Source organism: Nostoc sp. CHAB 5836, assembly GCF_020829445.1.
Lineage (GTDB): Bacteria > Cyanobacteriota > Cyanobacteriia > Cyanobacteriales > Nostocaceae > Nostoc.
In genome coordinates this window covers 1-17,715 of sequence record NZ_JAIVFV010000042.1, presented here as the reverse complement: position 1 = coordinate 17,715, position 17,715 = coordinate 1, and the positions used below count along the sequence as shown (strand labels likewise).

At 43.3% G+C, this 17,715-nt stretch carries 11 protein-coding genes; 7 read left to right on the top strand and 4 right to left on the bottom strand.

Features of this window, described 5'->3' with window-relative positions; translation table 11 throughout:
• Nucleotides 1-62: 62 nt before the first annotated feature.
• The 3 genes from LC605_RS11055 (at nt 63) to LC605_RS11045 (ending at nt 4,236) form a co-directional block, all read left to right on the top strand.
• Nucleotides 63-1,955, top strand: a complete 1,893-nt coding sequence (locus LC605_RS11055; protein WP_229547597.1) for a lipoxygenase family protein — start codon at nt 63-65, stop codon at nt 1,953-1,955.
• A gap of 97 nt (nt 1,956-2,052) precedes the next feature.
• A complete protein-coding gene (locus LC605_RS11050) occupies nt 2,053-3,402 on the top strand; it encodes a cytochrome P450 (RefSeq protein ID WP_229547596.1) in 1,350 nt (449 codons plus the stop codon).
• A 267-nt stretch (nt 3,403-3,669) separates the two neighbouring features.
• Nucleotides 3,670-4,236, top strand: coding sequence for a hypothetical protein (locus LC605_RS11045; protein ID WP_229547595.1), 567 nt, complete (start codon nt 3,670-3,672; stop codon nt 4,234-4,236).
• A gap of 298 nt (nt 4,237-4,534) precedes the next feature.
• Here LC605_RS11045 and dnaK read toward each other — a convergent pair whose 3' ends face one another.
• The gene (gene dnaK, locus LC605_RS11040; RefSeq protein ID WP_229547594.1) at nt 4,535-6,439 is read right to left on the bottom strand and encodes a molecular chaperone DnaK; all 1,905 of its coding nucleotides are present in this window, start codon (nt 6,437-6,439) and stop codon (nt 4,535-4,537) included.
• A 1,047-nt stretch (nt 6,440-7,486) separates the two neighbouring features.
• Entirely contained in the window at nt 7,487-9,106 is a 1,620-nt protein-coding gene (locus LC605_RS11035; RefSeq protein WP_229547593.1) for a glycosyltransferase family 39 protein, read from the bottom strand.
• A gap of 1,218 nt (nt 9,107-10,324) precedes the next feature.
• Here LC605_RS11035 and LC605_RS11030 point away from each other — a divergent pair.
• Complete coding sequence (locus tag LC605_RS11030) at nt 10,325-11,497, top strand: hypothetical protein (protein WP_229547592.1); 1,173 nt, start codon at nt 10,325-10,327, stop codon at nt 11,495-11,497.
• A gap of 224 nt (nt 11,498-11,721) precedes the next feature.
• Here the strand turns inward: LC605_RS11030 and LC605_RS11025 are convergent, their stop codons facing one another.
• Both LC605_RS11025 and LC605_RS11020 read right to left on the bottom strand, forming a co-directional pair.
• Nucleotides 11,722-13,029: a recombinase family protein gene (locus tag LC605_RS11025; RefSeq protein WP_229547591.1), complete on the bottom strand. Its 1,308-nt coding sequence runs from the start codon at nt 13,027-13,029 to the stop codon at nt 11,722-11,724.
• 59 nt (nt 13,030-13,088) lie between these two features.
• Nucleotides 13,089-13,448, bottom strand: coding sequence for a VOC family protein (locus tag LC605_RS11020; RefSeq protein WP_229547613.1), 360 nt, complete (start codon nt 13,446-13,448; stop codon nt 13,089-13,091).
• Between the two features lie 175 nt (nt 13,449-13,623).
• On the opposite strand from LC605_RS11020, the gene ldpA reads away from it, so the two are divergent.
• The 3 genes from ldpA (at nt 13,624) to LC605_RS11005 (ending at nt 17,273) form a co-directional block, all read left to right on the top strand.
• Entirely contained in the window at nt 13,624-14,784 is a 1,161-nt protein-coding gene (gene ldpA / locus LC605_RS11015; protein WP_229547590.1) for a circadian clock protein LdpA, read from the top strand.
• 92 nt (nt 14,785-14,876) lie between these two features.
• Nucleotides 14,877-16,610, top strand: a complete 1,734-nt coding sequence (locus LC605_RS11010; RefSeq protein WP_229547589.1) for a R3H domain-containing nucleic acid-binding protein — start codon at nt 14,877-14,879, stop codon at nt 16,608-16,610.
• Between the two features lie 54 nt (nt 16,611-16,664).
• Nucleotides 16,665-17,273, top strand: coding sequence for a hypothetical protein (locus LC605_RS11005; RefSeq protein WP_229547588.1), 609 nt, complete (start codon nt 16,665-16,667; stop codon nt 17,271-17,273).
• Nucleotides 17,274-17,715: the final 442 nt, after the last annotated feature.

Sequence of the window (17,715 nt, the reverse complement as noted above, 5' to 3'; positions counted from 1 at the left end):
CTAACTCAAAGCTGTTTATCCTAAACTGCTAAAGTTCTTTATACTATACGTAAGTAAAGCCAATGGCTGCTTCATCACCAGATAATTCCATAAGTTCATCAACCACTAATAGCCTAGATATAGCTAGGCAAGAGTATCAATATAACTACACCCATATTCCACCTATTGCTATGGTGGATCAGCTTTCTGCTGTGGAAGAGTTCACCACTAACTGGTATTTTTTATTAGCCCACCAGTTACGAGTTGTTTTTGTGAATACCTTGATTGTCAACAGAGGCAATCAGGGTTCTAAATCGATTCGTGATGATGTGCAAAGGTTTATTTTAGAAGCCTTGCTTAAAGGAGCAGTACCAGTCCGAATCACCATCCTGGCCAGAATCCTGCAAATTATCCCTCAGTTTCTGCTCAAAGGAATATCTAAGGATGTTAGAGAACTCGACGATCTTTTCTTTTCTATTCTAAAAGAAAACGGACTTGTGATCCTCAGAAATGCTCTAAATCGGATAATTACCCTTTTATATGAAGGACAGCCCACAGGACACGCAACCAGTCTTAAAGACTACGAAAATTTATTTCCGGTGATTGGTGTACCAGCGATCGCCAAAACTTACCAGGAAGATCAAGTATTTGCTTACATGAGAGTAGCTGGCTACAATCCCGTAATGATCGAGCGAGTAACGACTCCAGGCGATCGCTTCCCAGTCACAGACGAACATTACCAAGCAGTGATGGGAAGTGACGATTCATTAGCAGCCGCAGGACTTGAAGGAAGGCTCTACTTAGCAGACTATAAAATTTTAGACGGTGCAATCAACGGTACATTCCCACATGAGCAAAAATACCTCTATGCTCCCCTAGCACTGTTTACCTTACCCAAAGGCTCAGACCCCACCCGTCTATTGCGTCCGATCGCCATTCAATGCGGTCAGACCCCTGGCCCAGATTATCCCATCATTACCCCTAACTCCGGTAAATACTCTTGGCTTTTTGCCAAAACAGTTGTCCAAATAGCAGACGCTAACTTCCACGAACCTGTTACCCACCTAGCAAGAACTCACCTGTTTGTTGGTGTTTTTGCGATCGCAACCTATCGACAACTACCACTCACCCATCCCCTCAGAATTCTGCTGCGCCCGCATTTTGATAGTACCTTAGCAATTAACGATGCCGCCCAACGCATTCTCATTGCTCCTGGCGGTGGCGTCGATAGATTACTCTCAGCATCAATCGATAACTCTCGCGTTTTAACAGTGCTAGGATTACAAAGCTATGGTTTCAACAGTGCCATCTTACCCAAACAATTCCAACAGCGTGGTGTGGATGATCCTAACCTCTTACCTGTTTATCCTTACCGGGATGATGCACTATTAGTATGGGATGCCATTCATCAATGGGTTTGTGACTACCTGAATCTTTATTACACCACGGATGAAGACATTCAGAAAGACACAGCCCTGCAAGGGTGGACAGCCGAAATCTCAGCTTACGATGGTGGTCGCATCGCCGATTTTGGCGAAGATGGGAGCATCAAAACGCTCAATTACCTCATTGATGCCATTACGCTGATTATTTTCACTGCTAGCGCTCAACACGCTGCGGTTAACTTTCCGCAAAAAGATTTTATGAGCTACGCCGCAGCTATTCCAATGGCAGGTTATTTACCAGCCTCAACTCTCAAAAGAGAAGTTACTGAGCAAGACTACCTGAATTTGCTCCCACCCCTAGATCAGGCGCAACGGCAGTACAACCTACTCAGCTTGTTGGGGTCTGTATACTATAACAAGCTGGGCGACTATCAGCAAGGATACTTTACAGACCAGAAAGTAAAATCATTGTTACAAGTATTCCAGAGTAATCTTCAGCAGGTAGAAGAGACGATCAAGCAGCGTAATTTGCACCGTCCAACCTACGATTATCTGCTTCCTTCTAAAATCCCTCAGAGCATCAATATCTGAATTGGGGGAGTGAGGGAGAAGAATTCATAACCAATGACAAATGACAAATGACCAATGACCAATGACCAATGACCAATGACCAATGACAGTAAATATTATGACACTTAAAGATAAAGTTCTCAAAGGTCACGATCGCCAGCTTTGGCTTGCACCTATACTAGCCAAAGTAGGTTATGACACTGCGATCGGCAAGTTTCTACGCTTGATTGTTTATTACATGGATGCATCAATCATCCTTAACGCATGGCGGGACTTTCTCTACATCCGTAAGGACAATATTGGAGACAAGTATTTTGCAGTAGACCAAGCAATTATGCATTCCTCTCACTCCCAAGTGAGGGAACTAATGCAAACCCAACCACAACTGCGAGGAAATGATTTAGGCATCATTAGAATATTAGCTCCTAGCTACCTCCTCGATAATCCTCTGAGCTTGGGAACCAACGGCAACGAACACACAGGACTACGTACTGTAATCTTACAAGCCTTACCGGAACCGTCTCAAAAGATAGACTTTTTAGGAAATCTAGTTGAGCAAAGCCTGTTAGAAGCTGCTAAACAAGGCAAATTACACATCGGTAACGATTTGCCAAAGATCATTCTGTCGATTTTGCACCAACTGGTTTTTCAGATATCTTTATCTGAAGAAGAAATCACCGCATCAAGTGGTTACATTAATAATTTGGTTCTCGCATCGTTGCCAAATTTTATTAACAAATATTTGCTGGCAATATTAACAGCGCCAAAAATTCGGCATCGTCAACATTTAATCAAGCGATATCAACAATCGGCTTTATGGGCATCTTACTTTGAAACAGGCGCTCAGTACCAGTTGAACGAACACCAAATCGCTAATACCCTTTTCGATATGATTCATATCGCTGGAACTGCCGGCACGAGTGCGCTTCTGGGATCGGTTATTGGTGTTCTCTGCTTGGATAATACCCTCAGAAATAATGTAGTCTCAGAAGTGAATGCAATCTGGAATGGCAAGGAAAGTTTAGACCCAGACGCTCTAGAACGGTCAACACTTCTCAATCAAGTGATTCTGGAAACAGCTCGTCTCTATCCATCTGTGCGATTTGTTAGCCAACTCACCACTGAAGCGGGTGAAGTTGAGATTGGAGAACAAAAATGTCCATTCCAAAAAGGTACTCGCTTGCTTGGCTCTATTCTTACAGCTAATCGGGATGCCAATAGATACCAAAATCCAGATGATTTTGACCTAACACGGAATTTTTCAGATATCTTATCTTGGAACGGCGAAGGGCATGAGCGAGCTTGTCCTGGTAAATCCTTATCAATTGGCTTTATCAAAATTTTCTGCTTACATCTGTTCAAGAACTATCAATGGGATTCAATTACAGAAGTCAAATGGGATTTTGAAAAAGTGACTGCCGTTACTCCTAATAATTTAGTGCTACAAGGTTTTGCTCAACGACTGTGATACCAGAAATCGGGAGTTTTGAGTTAGAGGATGTTTCCTACGACAGATATGGTTCAAATACATAATTTCTACTGTAATTACGAATTACGTTAGCGAGTCTTGTCTGCAACACCCTACGCGTAGCTTGCCCGTAGGGGTACGAGCATAATTACTTTCCTTGTGCCGAAGGGAGTCGAGATATTACGAACTTGTGCCGACTTGTACTGAGTTTACGGTGAGCGCAGTTGAACTGCGTAGTCGAAGTAAGTCGAGGTATTACGAATTAATATGACTGAATTAATCGAGAAAAAACAACTTAATAATATTGCAACCTGGATGATTTCAATCAAACAAACAAACTTACCATCTGTCCTTAAAGGTGTGTTTTTTATGGATGGTAATCCACTGCCAGATACCTGCATCACTATGTATAATTTAGAATGGGACACACAGAACAGAACTTTGGTTTTGCCAGTCTTTGGGCCATTGCAGTGGACTTTTCATAACTCAATTGCTGGCTGGATATTACTACGTTTAACTCAATTGTTTCAGGTAAATTACAAAATTAAGTTTGAAGATGAAACTTTGCAGCAAGCTCAAATCATACCTGTTTTGCTAGGAATACCAATTTCAACATCAATTGTAAACATTACAATGTCCCAAGACAAAAATTCTCTCAATGGAGATATTTGGCACAGAAACAACGTTTGGTTCGGCGGACTTTCGAGAGCTGGTGAGTATACTCTCCGTAGAGTTGTTGATGAAAATGGTCGTTATACTCCGGCTTTTTACGATATGCTTACCAGGGTTCCAAATGAGTGTTTAGTGATTCCAATAAACTCAAAAGATTTGTAGGTTGGGTTGAGCGCAATGCGAAACCCAACAAACCCAGCAAAATGTTGGGTTTCGTTCCTCAACCCAACCTACACATTTTTTATTTTTTTGCCAAAACCTACGCAGTATTGAACTCCCAACTCCCAACTCCTAACTCCTAACTCCCAACTCCCAACTCCCAACTCCTAACTCCCAACTCCCAACTCCTAACTCCCAACTCCTAACTCCTAACTCCTAATAAAAAATCCCCACCCAGACAAATGCCTGAGTGGGTAATATGAGGTAGGACAAAACAATCTTGCCAAAAGAAGTAGGGGAATTATTTGCTCTCTGTAAAATCAGCGTCAATCACATCATCGCCGCTACCAGAGCTAGATGTGGAACCGCCATCTTGAGGTTCAGCACCAGGTGCAGCACCGCCACCAGCTTGTTGATAGATATTGCTACCAACGGCGAATAACGCTTGTTGCAATTCTGGGGTGAGCTTCTTAATTTGCTCATCATCTTCTTTCGCAACTGCTTCCCGCAGTTCTTTCACCAAACCTTCAACTTTGGTCTTGTCAGCATCGGGAACTTTATCGCCCAATTCTTGTAACTGCTTTTCAGCTTGGTATGCCAAAGAATCGGCTTGGTTCTTGCGTTCAATCTTCTCACGCCGCTCTTTGTCAGATGAAGCATTCTGTTCAGCTTCTCTTACCATCCGGTCAACGTCATTTTTATCCAGAGTGGAAGCGCCAGTTATGCTGATAGACTGTTCTTTACCAGTGCCTTTGTCCTTAGCGGTGACGTTAAGGATACCGTTAGCATCAATGTCGAACACCACCTCAATTTGAGGAACGCCGCGTGGTGCAGGAGGAATACCATCCAAGCGGAAGGTTCCCAAACTCTTGTTATCGTTAGAGAATTCGCGTTCACCTTGAAGGACGTGAATTTCTACGTTGGTTTGACCATCCACAGCAGTGGAGAAGACTTCTGATTTTTTGGTGGGAATTGTGGTATTGCGGGGGATAATTTTGGTCATCACGCCGCCCAATGTTTCCACACCCAAAGATAGGGGTGTCACGTCTAACAGCAAGATACCAGTTACATCACCAGCCAGTACCCCGGCTTGAATGGCTGCACCAACTGCTACGACTTCATCAGGGTTAACACTTTGGTTAGGGTCTTTACCCAATACCTGCTTGACAATCTGCTGTACAGCAGGAATGCGGGTAGAACCACCAACTAGCACCACTTCGTCAATATCACCTTTGCTTAACTTGGCATCCCGGAGGGCGTTTTCTACAGGAATACGACAACGGTCGATTAAGTCAGAGCAAAGTTCTTCAAACTGAGCGCGAGTTAGAGTTGTATCCAGGTGTTTCGGCCCATCCTGGGTTGCTGTGATAAATGGTAGGTTAATTTCTGCTTGGGAGACGCTAGAAAGCTCAATTTTGGCTTTTTCTGCGGCTTCAGTCAGACGTTGTAAGGCTTGTTTGTCTTTCCGGAGGTCAATACCTTCGGCTTTTTTGAACTTCTCAGCTAAGAAGTCAACTATTTTTTTATCGAAGTCGTCACCACCAAGGTGGGTATCACCAGATGTGGCTAGTACTTCAAAAACTCCATCTCCTACTTCCAGCACGGATACGTCGAAAGTACCACCACCAAGGTCAAATACGAGAATGGTTTCGTTACTCTTCTTATCAAATCCGTATGCCAAAGAAGCAGCAGTAGGCTCGTTGATAATCCGCAGAACTTCAATGCCGGCAATTTTTCCAGCGTCTTTTGTCGCTTGTCGCTGGGAATCGTTGAAGTATGCAGGAACAGTGATTACAGCTTGGGTGACAGTTTCGCCCAGGTATTTGCTAGCGTCTTCAACTAGTTTGCGAAGAACTTTTGCAGAAATTTCTTCAGGAGCAAACGGTTTACCAGCTATGGGACAATCTAATTTGACATTGCCGTTGCTGCTGAGGACTTTGTAAGAAACTTCCGTAGCTTCGTTACTCACTTCGTCGTAGCGGCGTCCGATAAAGCGTTTGACTGAGTAAAACGTATTTTCGGGGTTCATCACCGCTTGGCGTTTGGCGATTTGGCCAACCAAGTTGTCGCCATTTTTCGCAAATGCGACTACTGATGGCGTTGTCCGAAAACCTTCAGCATTAGCAATTACTGTGGGTTTACCACCTTCCATCACTGCCACGCAGGAGTTCGTTGTTCCTAAGTCAATTCCAACTACTTTTGCCATTTTAGGTGCTGGCTCCGTATAACTACAAATGAATGAATGAGAATATAAAGGACTAAATTTTGAACCAACAGGGTCAATAAATCAGCCAGTTCAGCATCAATACCTTTGATTTGGCTTTTCTGGGGCTAAAACTCCAGATTATGCTGATATATATACTGAAGCTTAGTGGTAGCCAGTCCATGAAGAGTGGTTTCCCGAACCTTGCTGGGGACGGTTAAACTAACTAAATTGTGTTTTTAGTTGGTTCATGGACTAATTTGCCTTCACTCTGTCTAATGTATGAGAATTAATACTTTCAGTAATTAGGGTGAACCGTAACGTCAGAGTGGTGTTTGCCGTCTTTAGAGGTAACAAAGTATAGAAACACTGAGCATAGGACGAGATTAAACCAATTCGCAATACCTCGACAACTCTTAGAGACGCTCTTCGCGTTCGCTCGACACAAGTTCGTAATAGAGATAAAGAAGAGAGGTTTTCCAGATGACCTGAATTGTCAGGACTATGCCAATACGCTTGGGTTAAGGCTAAGACTCTCAGTAAAAGTCAGTTTTTTAACGAACCGCAAACGCGAGTGCGTCTCCCCTTGGGAGAAGGACGCCAAGGACGCAAAGAGAAGAAAGAAATGCTTAACTGAACTGTATTGAGGACTACGCAACTTAAAGCCGAATGGCACTAAGTTAAGATACAGCCGTTGCCCTGACTGGTTCCCAACCTCCAGGTTGGGAACCGATTCTCTGAGGCTCCGCCTCCTCTTTCTTAACAAGAGGCAGCAGCCCTCTGGTCATACATTACAGCGATTTTCAGGTAAATGAACCACAATTATGAGACCTAACCCCCAGCCCCTTCCCTACAAGGGAAGGGGAGAAAATCAAGGGTACGTAGTCCTCAATAGAAATAGGAGTGAAACCCTTGTAGAGGTCTAGCAGTGCTAAGTCTCTACAGGGGTTTCAGGCAACGAATAATTAATTTCTGGAGATGCCCAATACTTCGACTTACCTCGACAACGCTTGCCACAAGTCGCTCAGTACAAGTGCCCAATGCCCAAATTTACAATCGATTAGTATCTTTTGTGACTAACTTCCAACCTTCAGCTTGGTCAACTAGCTTCATCGACTGTAGTTGAAGATTGTTGAAAGCAGATGCATGAAGTAGAAAGTAGGGTTGGCCGTTGTAGTGCCAATAATATTGGAGTTCACCAACAGAAGCGGGAATGATGGTGCGATCGCTATAATAATCCAACGAGGGACGATGGTAGGGAAAAGATGTGTAAATCTTCCTCGTAGCTGGATTTGCCCGCACGATCATGGCGGCGACTGGTTTAACTGGATAGGCTTCAGATAATTCCCAAACCCAGTAGTTAGATTTCATTAACAGCAGTAGCGAAATATAACTTCCCCAAAACAAAATCTTCAGAAATTGCCCGTCGCCTCGTTCTGCCAAAATAGCTGCTAAGGTCATAGTTAAAGCTACTGCGGCAAAAATCAGTTGTAAGTCTGTTTTCGGTGTTGTACCCAAACTGAAATAAATGCTACCAGCAGAAGCGACTATAGCAAGTATTGCCAAACCAGCAACCCAAGCACGGGGATAGGATGAGAGTAAAGGCGAATTTTCCGTTTCTGATAACTGGATACCAAAAGCTAAGGCTAAACTCGGGTAAATCGGGAATAAATACCAGGGAACTTTGGTAATCATCAAGGAAATTACCAGCAGGTAAACACCACTCCACACTATTACTAGTTTTGCCCAGCTAAGGTTGTGATTTTCCCAGGTTAAGCGGACAGTTTGTGGTAAGAATAATAACCACGGCCATGTGTACTTGAGAAGTTCAATCAGATAATACCAAGGTGGTTGAGAATTCGCCAGGGCAACAGAGTCAATTCGACCTAGTGATGGGTTTACAAGCCCAAATTGGGCGAAAGTGTAACCATAGTGAATTAGTTGGGCACTATACCAACCAGCGACAGGCAGAATACCAATTAAGATTGCGATCCAGAGATAGTAACAGGTGAGTAGTCGTGGCGTATCCCAAAACAGAAATACGATGGCGATCGCACCTAGCAATAGGCCTAGCAGTCCTTGAGTCAGACAAATTAACCCAAAGCTAACACCAACACCAAGGCAATAACGTAAATCTCGGCGCGATCGCAACACGCACAACATCATCACCATTAAAAAACTTACTATCGCCCCATCCAACATTGCTAACCGCCCATGACGCACCACAGGTAGCATTGTCAGGTAAATCAAGGCGCTGTAAATCGCTGCCCAACGCTGGCGAAATATCTCTCGAGCAATGCAATACAGTAAAGGTACAGATGTCGCTGTTAAAATTGCTCCAGGTAGACGCGTTGTCAACTCATTTTCGCCTCCTAAAGAATAAGCCCAAGCAATTAGCAAATGCATCAAAGGCGGCTTGTCATGATATGCTTGGCCTCCTAGCGTTGGGTAAAGCCAATGCATTGAACCTGCTGGTGCGTGCCAAATTTCACGAGCAACCTGTGCCACAGTACCTTCATCCCAATCTCGCAGTGGTAATCCTCCTAGATTGATGCTAAACAGTAACACTGCTGCCAACAGCAACACTATTAGCCATACCCAATCAATCCATCTACCAACCGTGCGATGCTGTTTTTCCAAATGACTCCAAATAAAGCTTCCTTCTTGCATATTCTCTGGTAATCATTTTACTTGCTGGTTTGATTACATAGAGACATCTAGCGAATCTCCAATGTTGCCACCCAGTAGCAACGTATATTCTTAACAATTGCTAGTTTCCAAGATTAACTCAACTTTCTCTAATTAGCGCTATTTTTTGAAAAATTTATCTTAGTTAATTAAAGAACATTTAAGCATATAACTGATAAAACAATACATTCAATAAATTATTTATTACCTGTTTAGGAGTCCGTAAATGAACTTGTATTTTATTTCTAATGTGACACGGAGTTTAATTTTTATCTACTTAGTTGTAAGTTGGCTAACTTCCGAAAATCAGGAAATAATTGTTACAGGGTTTCAATAGGGTGCTGAGAAGATAGTAATCTTCAGAATTTAATTTTAACAAAGTTTAGGAGTTTAATTCCTAGCCTTTGAAGGGCAGAACGTTTTCGGTCGGGGTCTAAATCCCCGTACGCTCTCTACGAGACGTTCTGCGCGTTCGCAGACTCGCTAATACCAATTCTCTATAAACTTGCACTTAATGATTATCCCTTTCTTCCTTGGCGTTCTTGGCGGTTCGTCATTAAAAAATTTAGTGCATCTTCATGAAGAATTGGTATAACACAAAACAAAATTTACGAATTACGAATTATTTTAATGTCTATGTTATGCCAGGGCTATTTCATTCTCATCTAGCCCGGCTCAGAATGAATTCTGAGTCTAATAGCGAAAGTAGTCTAAAGACTACTGAGAAAAGGTTATAGTCTAATACGCTTGGATTAAGCATTTCCTCCTTCTCTTTCTCTCTTCTCTCTGTGTTCTCTGCGCCTCTGTGGTTCGTAAAAAAAAAAGAGTTTCAGTCCTTTTGTGAACCGTATTGGGTTATAGTCCAATACGCTTGGGTTAGCGTCAAAAACCTTGTATTGCGTAGGTTGGGGAGCCACTGCGCCCTTGCGGTTAAGAGACTTGAAGCACGTGGCGTTTGAGGAACGAAACCCAACCCAAGAGCGGGGTTTGTTGGGTAACACTAAAGTTCAACCCAACCTACAATTATCCACAAAGCCAAGCGTATTGGGTTATAGTCCGTTAAAACGGACTTTAGCCATGAGCCAGGAACTTCAGTTCCGGGTGGTTTCTGTCTAGAATTAAATAGCCCTGATGTTATACAATTCGCTAACAGCACTTAATTACAAAAATAAGCAGCTATAAAATAATGGGAGCCTGTCAATGAACTTACCTGTAGTTGTCGATATTACTCTAGGTTTAGTTTTTATTTACTTGATTTTGAGCTTACTAGCTTCGGAAATTCAGGAATTGATTGCCACCTTTTTACAATGGAGAGTTAAACATTTAAAAAAATCACTTGAATTACTTTTAGCAGGTGGTAGCGAAACTGAGGAATCAGATGTTACTAAGGCGGCAAAATTGGTGGAGATGCTTTATAACGATCCTTTGATTAATACGTTGAATCAACAAGCTAAGGATAAAGTAGAAAAGCAGTTTCGGGAAATTAGTAAAAGCCTTGACAAAAAAGGGCTAGGAGAAAACAAACAAAGCGGCCCTTCCTATCTTCCTTCGGAAACATTTGCAATTACTTTGTTAGATACCTTAAAAATTCCCCAGTTAATTAATTATGTAAAGCATCCTAGCGAAGAATCTAAAACCAACTTGCAGATGATATTAGAATCTTACAAACAACTTAAACAAGGTATTAACGAAAATAGTGATAGCTACCAAAAAATTAAAGAAATTTATGGAGAGATGGACGAAAGTTTTATAAAATTTGTTAATGAAGAGTTAAAAGATTTACCTGATGATGTTCCTGATAATTTAATCAAGAGTCTTGCTGTGATTGCCCAACGGAGCAGGATAAAGATTGGCGGACTCACAGAAGAAATGAATCAGTTTAAAAATGAAGTCGAAACATGGTTTGATCGTTCTATGGATCGAGCTAGTGGTGTGTATAAGCGTAATGCCAAAGGAGTTGCTATTTTAATTGGAATATCAATTGCCATATTAACCAATACTGATACATTTCATCTGGTCAAAAGGCTGTCGCAGGATTCGGTTATCCGCTCTACGATTGCTCAAAGTGCAAGTCAACGAGTCGATTATATCAAAGACCCAGAAGCCAGAAGGGAAATTGAAAACCTATTAGTAAATGCTTCTGTACCCATTGGATGGCAAAACCTCAATCAACAGTTTGAGCCGAATAGTGGAAACGTTTTATTAATCAGAAGTTGGCAGGTTTTTAAATTAATTTGCGGTTGGATAGTGAGTGGTTTAGCGATTGCAATGGGTGCGCCTTTTTGGTTTGATATCCTCAATAAAGTTATTAATGTGCGGAATGCAGGGCCAAAACCTGTTGCCTATACTAAGGATCAACCGTCTCAAAAATAGTGTTTTACAAACCAAACCCAACATTTTCTTTCTCTTTGTTGGGTTTCACTACCTTCAACTCAACCGACAAATCTTCTTAAGGGGCAATAGGGTTCACAAAAGGGCTGAAACTCTTTTTTTTTTACGAACCACAGAGGCGCAGAGAACACAGAGAGAAGAGAGAAGGAGGAAATGCTTAACCCAAGTGTATTGGAGCAGTATTGGTTTGTAACCGCCCTTTTAACTTAAAAAATAAAAATAACTTGTAGTTTTAATTCTTTATTCGGAAAAATAACCTCAATTTGCTTGATAAATTCTCGAAAGTAAAATCGGCGCTCTGTTTCCGACAAATCTAACCAAAATTGTGGTATGGAAACGGCTTGTGCAACAGAACGCAAGTTAACTGGGGGAAGAGTCGCCCACTTTGCTTCGAGTGCAGAAATTTCTGTGCGGAGTTTGTAAGCCCTTAACTTTGCTGTTTCGGCATCTAAAATTCCAGTTTCAATTAAAGCGGGTAACTGAGCGAGTATTTCTTGCTGACGAGCGATCGCTTGCCCTAAACTATTCTTGATTGCATCCAATTGGGGAAAATTCATCCCCGCTACAGCTAAGGGTAAATCACGGCAAACTGTTTCAATTGTATGTTCCAACACCTCTTGGTAGGGAATAGCCTTACACTTGGGGCGTTGGGGACAGCTAGTAGAACGTAAATAAAGATACTCCTGATCTTGGTTGCGTTGGGTGACACGAGTAACTGTCAGATGTAACTGACACTCAGCACAGACAACCAACCCAGCTAGAGAACGGGGCGCACTAGCAGTTCGGGATGGTAAACGGCTGTTACGGCGTAAAAGTCGGTCAATTTGAGCTGCTTCTTCCTTAGAAATGATCGCAATATGGGTATTGGAAATAATTTCACCATTTTGGTAAGCTGTATTGCCGCGATAGACTGGATTAGTTAGCCAGCGTCTTCCTGTAGTGACAGAGATTTTCTTGCCGTATTTTTTCGCCAAGTAACGCACTGAACCCCGCAGGGAACCATAAAGTAAAAAGTGTTCAAAAAAATCTTTGACTACTGGTGAAGTACTGCGGTCAATGGTATATTTTCCCTTACCTCTGCGATAGCCGTAGGGAACTTTGCCAGGTGGCGGTGCAACATCGAGACGATTACGGGCGTGTCCTTGACGAATACGACGACTACGTTGTTGCCGTTGGATTGCGTGTAGCAAATTCAACAAGTTAGCGCCCAGAGGGTAATTTTCCGAAGTGTAGGGCTGTTCAGTGGCGATTACTGCTATTCCCATGACTTCGAGTTGATTTAAGCGATCGCTAATTTCCTCTACAGTATCCCCCAATTCTTCTAACCGCCGAATCAGGAGATAATCTGCTCTTTCAGTTTGACAATCTGTGAATAATTGTTGTAATTGCGATCGTCCAGAAGACTCTTGCTTGCCCAAATCTTCATAAACTCCATCCACCTCCCATCCCCAATCAGCTTGATCGGGAGAAGATTCTAATAGCGGATCGGTGTAAGAGTAGGCAATTATTCTCATTTGTCATTTGTCATTGGTCATTGGTCATTGGTCATTGGTCATTGGTCATTGGTCATTGGTCATTGCTGACTCAACTCGATAATATTCCCGTCAGGATCTTGAGTGAACAGGGCAGCGCGACCGGAAGCGCTGGCTTGTATGGGATAATTATGATTGAGGAACTCCTGTTTGGCGGTGTCTAAGTCAGCAACAAAGAACGCAATGTGGGGATTACGTCCCCATTTTTCGTTTGGGTTTTCGGTGGGGACAGTGGTTGCGACTATCAGGTGAATTTGATAGTTGCCAACTTGATACCATGCACCAGCGTAGTTTAGGGAACGATCTATTTTGGATAATCCCAATACTTTGCCATAAAAATGTTCCGAGCGTTCTAAGTCAGTTACAAGAATCGCTGTATGGAGACTTTGGGTAATCTGCATTGTCGGTAAGATGCGATCGGGTTTATTTAAATTTTGCACTCAACTGCTGACAGTTCCTAAATTGTAAGCAAATTCTCTCTGCCATGTTGCGTGCCCCAATCCCAAAATCAGAAAATCCGGACTTTTTCTTGATCACAGACTACTATTTTTAGTTGCATAAACGCATAATAGTAATGTGACTGATCTGTTCGCCCCTTTACAATCTCTCAAACAAGGTGACTGGTTCAAGCTGATCTGCGGAGCCAGCTTCCAGCATTTGCCGGCAGTCAGAAGTTTAACCTTAGCCTATACTTTGGCGGGCGCTGACTGCATAGATGTTGCAGCTGATCCAGCAGTGATTGCAGCAGCGCAAGCAGCCCTACGAGTAGCTAAATCTCTGGCTAGGGATGCTCAAAAGCGAGGCTTTGACTACAAAGGCAACTCACCATTTTTGATGGTCAGCCTCAACGATGGAGAAGACCCCCATTTTCGGAAAGCACAATTTAATCCTGCTGAATGTCCTACAGACTGCCCTAGACCCTGTGAACGGATTTGTCCAGCACAAGCAATTGTGTTTAACAGTATAAAAGAAGACTTTTCCGGAGTAGTATCCGAAAAGTGCTACGGCTGCGGTCGTTGCATACCAATTTGTCCTTATGGTATAATTGATACATTATCGTCTGCGTCAACGCCGGGAGCGATCGCGCCATTGGTAATGTCAACGGGGATAGATGCCGTAGAAATCCATACAAAAGTCGGGCGTTTGGCAGAATTTGAGCAATTATGGCAAGTCATTTCACCGTGGGCAGATCAACTAAAGGTACTAGCAATCAGCTGTCCTGATGGCGAGGGATTTACTGAGTATTTAAAAGCATTGCATGACCTGATTGCTCCACTCAAGAGTGCTTTAATTTGGCAAACCGATGGTCGTCCCATGAGTGGTGACATTGGCGATGGCACTACTTTAGCGGCGGTGAAATTAGGGCAAAAAGTTTTGGCAGCTAAGTTACCGGGATATGTGCAGTTAGCAGGCGGCACTAATAGCTATACCATTGCTAAGTTAAAGGCAATGGGACTGCTGAAGAAAGCAGGGGGGGATGAGGGAGCAGGGGGGGATGAGGGAGCAGGGGGAGCAACAACTTCCTCACCCCCCTCATCCCCGATTTCCGGCGTCGCCTACGGTAGCTACGCCCGTGTACTGCTGTCACCAATTCTCGAACAGTTAGAGAATAAGGAGGTAAGTAACACCAAGGATAAGGCGGCTGTTCGCCTAGAAGAAGATGACGTATTACTTTGGCAAGCTGTAGAACTTGCCCATTCTCTTGTTTCCCAGATCAAGTCACAGTACGGGCGCTAATCGCTATATGTTTTGAGCATTAGGATGAGCATCTAAGAAAGAGCAAAGACTGAAAGTATTGATTTACGTTGTTTCCGTCACTAATAGAAAGCATGACGATTACAGACGATCTCCAAAAGTTATTAGATATTTTGCCCCAAGACCTGCGACAAGTACTAGAGAGTCATCCTAAACGAGATAGTTTAGTAGAAGTGGTCTTGGATTTGGGTCGTCGCCCAGAGGCTCGCTTTCCTAATCAAGCAGAGTATTTGAGCGAAGTACCCGTTACTCAAGAACAGATAGATGATTGCATTCAACGAGTCGGAATCTTTGGCGGAGATAATCGAGCAGGAATTGAGCAAACTTTGCATCGGATCAGCGCCATCCGCAACCGCACCGGCAAGATTATTGGCTTGACCTGTCGCGTCGGTCGAGCGATATTCGGAACTATTGGCATGATCCGCGATTTGGTAGAAACGGGTAAATCGATTCTCATGCTGGGACGTCCAGGCGTGGGCAAAACTACTGCTTTACGGGAGATTGCCCGTGTTTTAGCGGATGATCTACATAAAAGAGTGGTGATTATTGACACCTCCAACGAAATCGCTGGGGATGGTGATGTTGCTCACCCCGCCATTGGTCGCGCTCGGCGGATGCAAGTGGCTCATCCAAATCAACAGCATCAAGTGATGATTGAGGCAGTGGAAAACCATATGCCAGAGGTGATTATCATTGATGAAATTGGCACGGAACTGGAAGCTTTAGCGGCTCGTACCATTGCGGAACGGGGTGTACAGTTGGTAGGTACTGCCCACGGAAATCAGATTGAAAACCTGATTAAAAACCCCACCCTGGCTGATTTAGTTGGGGGTATCCAAGCTGTGACACTGGGAGACGACGAAGCCAGACGGCGGGGCAGTCAAAAGACTGTTTTGGAGCGTAAAGCCCCACCTACCTTTGAAATTGCTGTGGAAATGTTGGAACGCCAACGCTGGACAGTACACGAAAGTGTTGCTGACACCGTAGATAATCTGCTGCGGGGGCGTCAGCCTACTCCACAAACGAGAACCGTTGATGACCAGGGCAAAATCGGTGTTACACGCCAGTTAGCTGTTGTCAACGGTCGCAGTGGACAGCTAGCGACAGTGGAAGAATCTTTTCCACCGGCGCGACCGTCTAATGGCTGGCGTTCATCTGGGCAAATGGTAGCACTGCCGCAATTGCCAGTAGAGCGGGTAACTGGACGCAGTGAATTTGACCGTTTGCTGGATGAATCCTTCAATTATTCTGAGAGCATTGATTTCGATGCTGCTACCAGACAGCCCGGCCCCAATGGTGAAGATTTGCCATTGCACATTTACCCCTATGGCGTTAGCCGCCACCAACTAGAACAGGTAATTAGTGTATTAACTTTGCCCGTGGTCTTGACAAAAGATATAGATAGTGCTGATGCAATTTTAGCACTGCGATCGCACGTCAAAAACCACGCCAAATTACGTCAAATGGCCAAAGCCCGTCATGTACCCATCCACATGATTAAGTCCAGCACCATACCCCAAATTACCCGTGGTTTGCGGCGGTTGCTGAACATGGACGATCCGGAAATGGCCGATGACCTAGAATTGCAACTGTTTTTGCACAATGGTAGCGATGATGAGATGGATGCCTTGGAAGAAGCGAGACTTGCTGTTGAGCAAATTGTCATTCCTAAAGGACAGCCAGTGGAGTTATTGCCGCGTTCTCCCCAAGTCCGCAAAATGCAACATGAGTTGGTAGAACATTATCGCCTCAAGTCGCATAGTTTTGGCGAAGAACCAAATAGAAGATTGCGGATTTATCCGGCGTAACCTCACCCCCAGCCCCTCTCCGAAAAGGAGAGGGGATGCACTAGGAGACACTTAATGTCCTATAGAGAGTTTTCTTTAAGAAAAGTCAAACAAGACTTTAATCTCACCTTAGTAGAAGGTGGGAGATTTTTACCTACTATACAACCAATTTCACCTAGTCCCCTATTGGCTGAATTTTTAGCAGAAAGTATCCAGCTAGCAATTGCAATGGGTTCTGAGAAAGCTAGATCAGAATTGATTATCAGCCCAATATTGTTTGAAGTCCGTAAAATTCTCAACAGACAAATCAGTTTTTTTTCTGGAGAAGAATTTAATGTTGAACCAGATGTTGGACTGGCAGGATTTTGCGACTTTCTGATTAGCCTTTCGCCAGAACAGTTATTTATTGAAGCGCCAGCCGTGGTGATTGTGGAAGCCAAAAAAGAAAATCTTAAAGGTGGTTTGGGGCAGTGTATCGCAGAAATGATCGCCGCCCAAAGGTTTAATGTTAAATACGAAAAACCTATTACCACTATCTATGGTAGTGTTACTAGTGGTAACTTGTGGACGTTCCTAAAGTTAGAGGATAGCACTATAACTATTGATTTAACTGAATACTTAATTAGCCCAGTAGAGCAAATCTTAGGTATTTTAGTATGGATGATTAGGTCACAATCAACTTAAGTTTAGGTTGTGCTAAGAGGGTGTTTGAAAAGTCCTAAGTACAGCTTTGCGTAAAATCGTGGCCAATTGAGGGTTGAAATTTAAACGCAAAGGGGCGCAAAGGGAAGCGCAAAGGAACGCAAAGACAATTCGCTACGAATTAATGAAATGTTGTACTAAGAGACTCGAATAATATCCCATCCTTCCCCTTGCAACGCAGCTACAGTCTGAGGTGAAATGTTCATGTCTAAACTAGCAGACCGAGTAAGTAGGTTGGCGCAATTAAAGTTAACTGGCTAAGGCTGTCATTTGTCCTTTGTCATTGGTCATTAGTAACCCACATTCCGCACCCACAACTGTCACACCCCAAGGAGACGGATATATTTAGTACATAAGAACTATTTATTAGGAGAATTTACTAGAGCTAAATAGGAATTACTATTATTAAGCTGGATGTATAGCT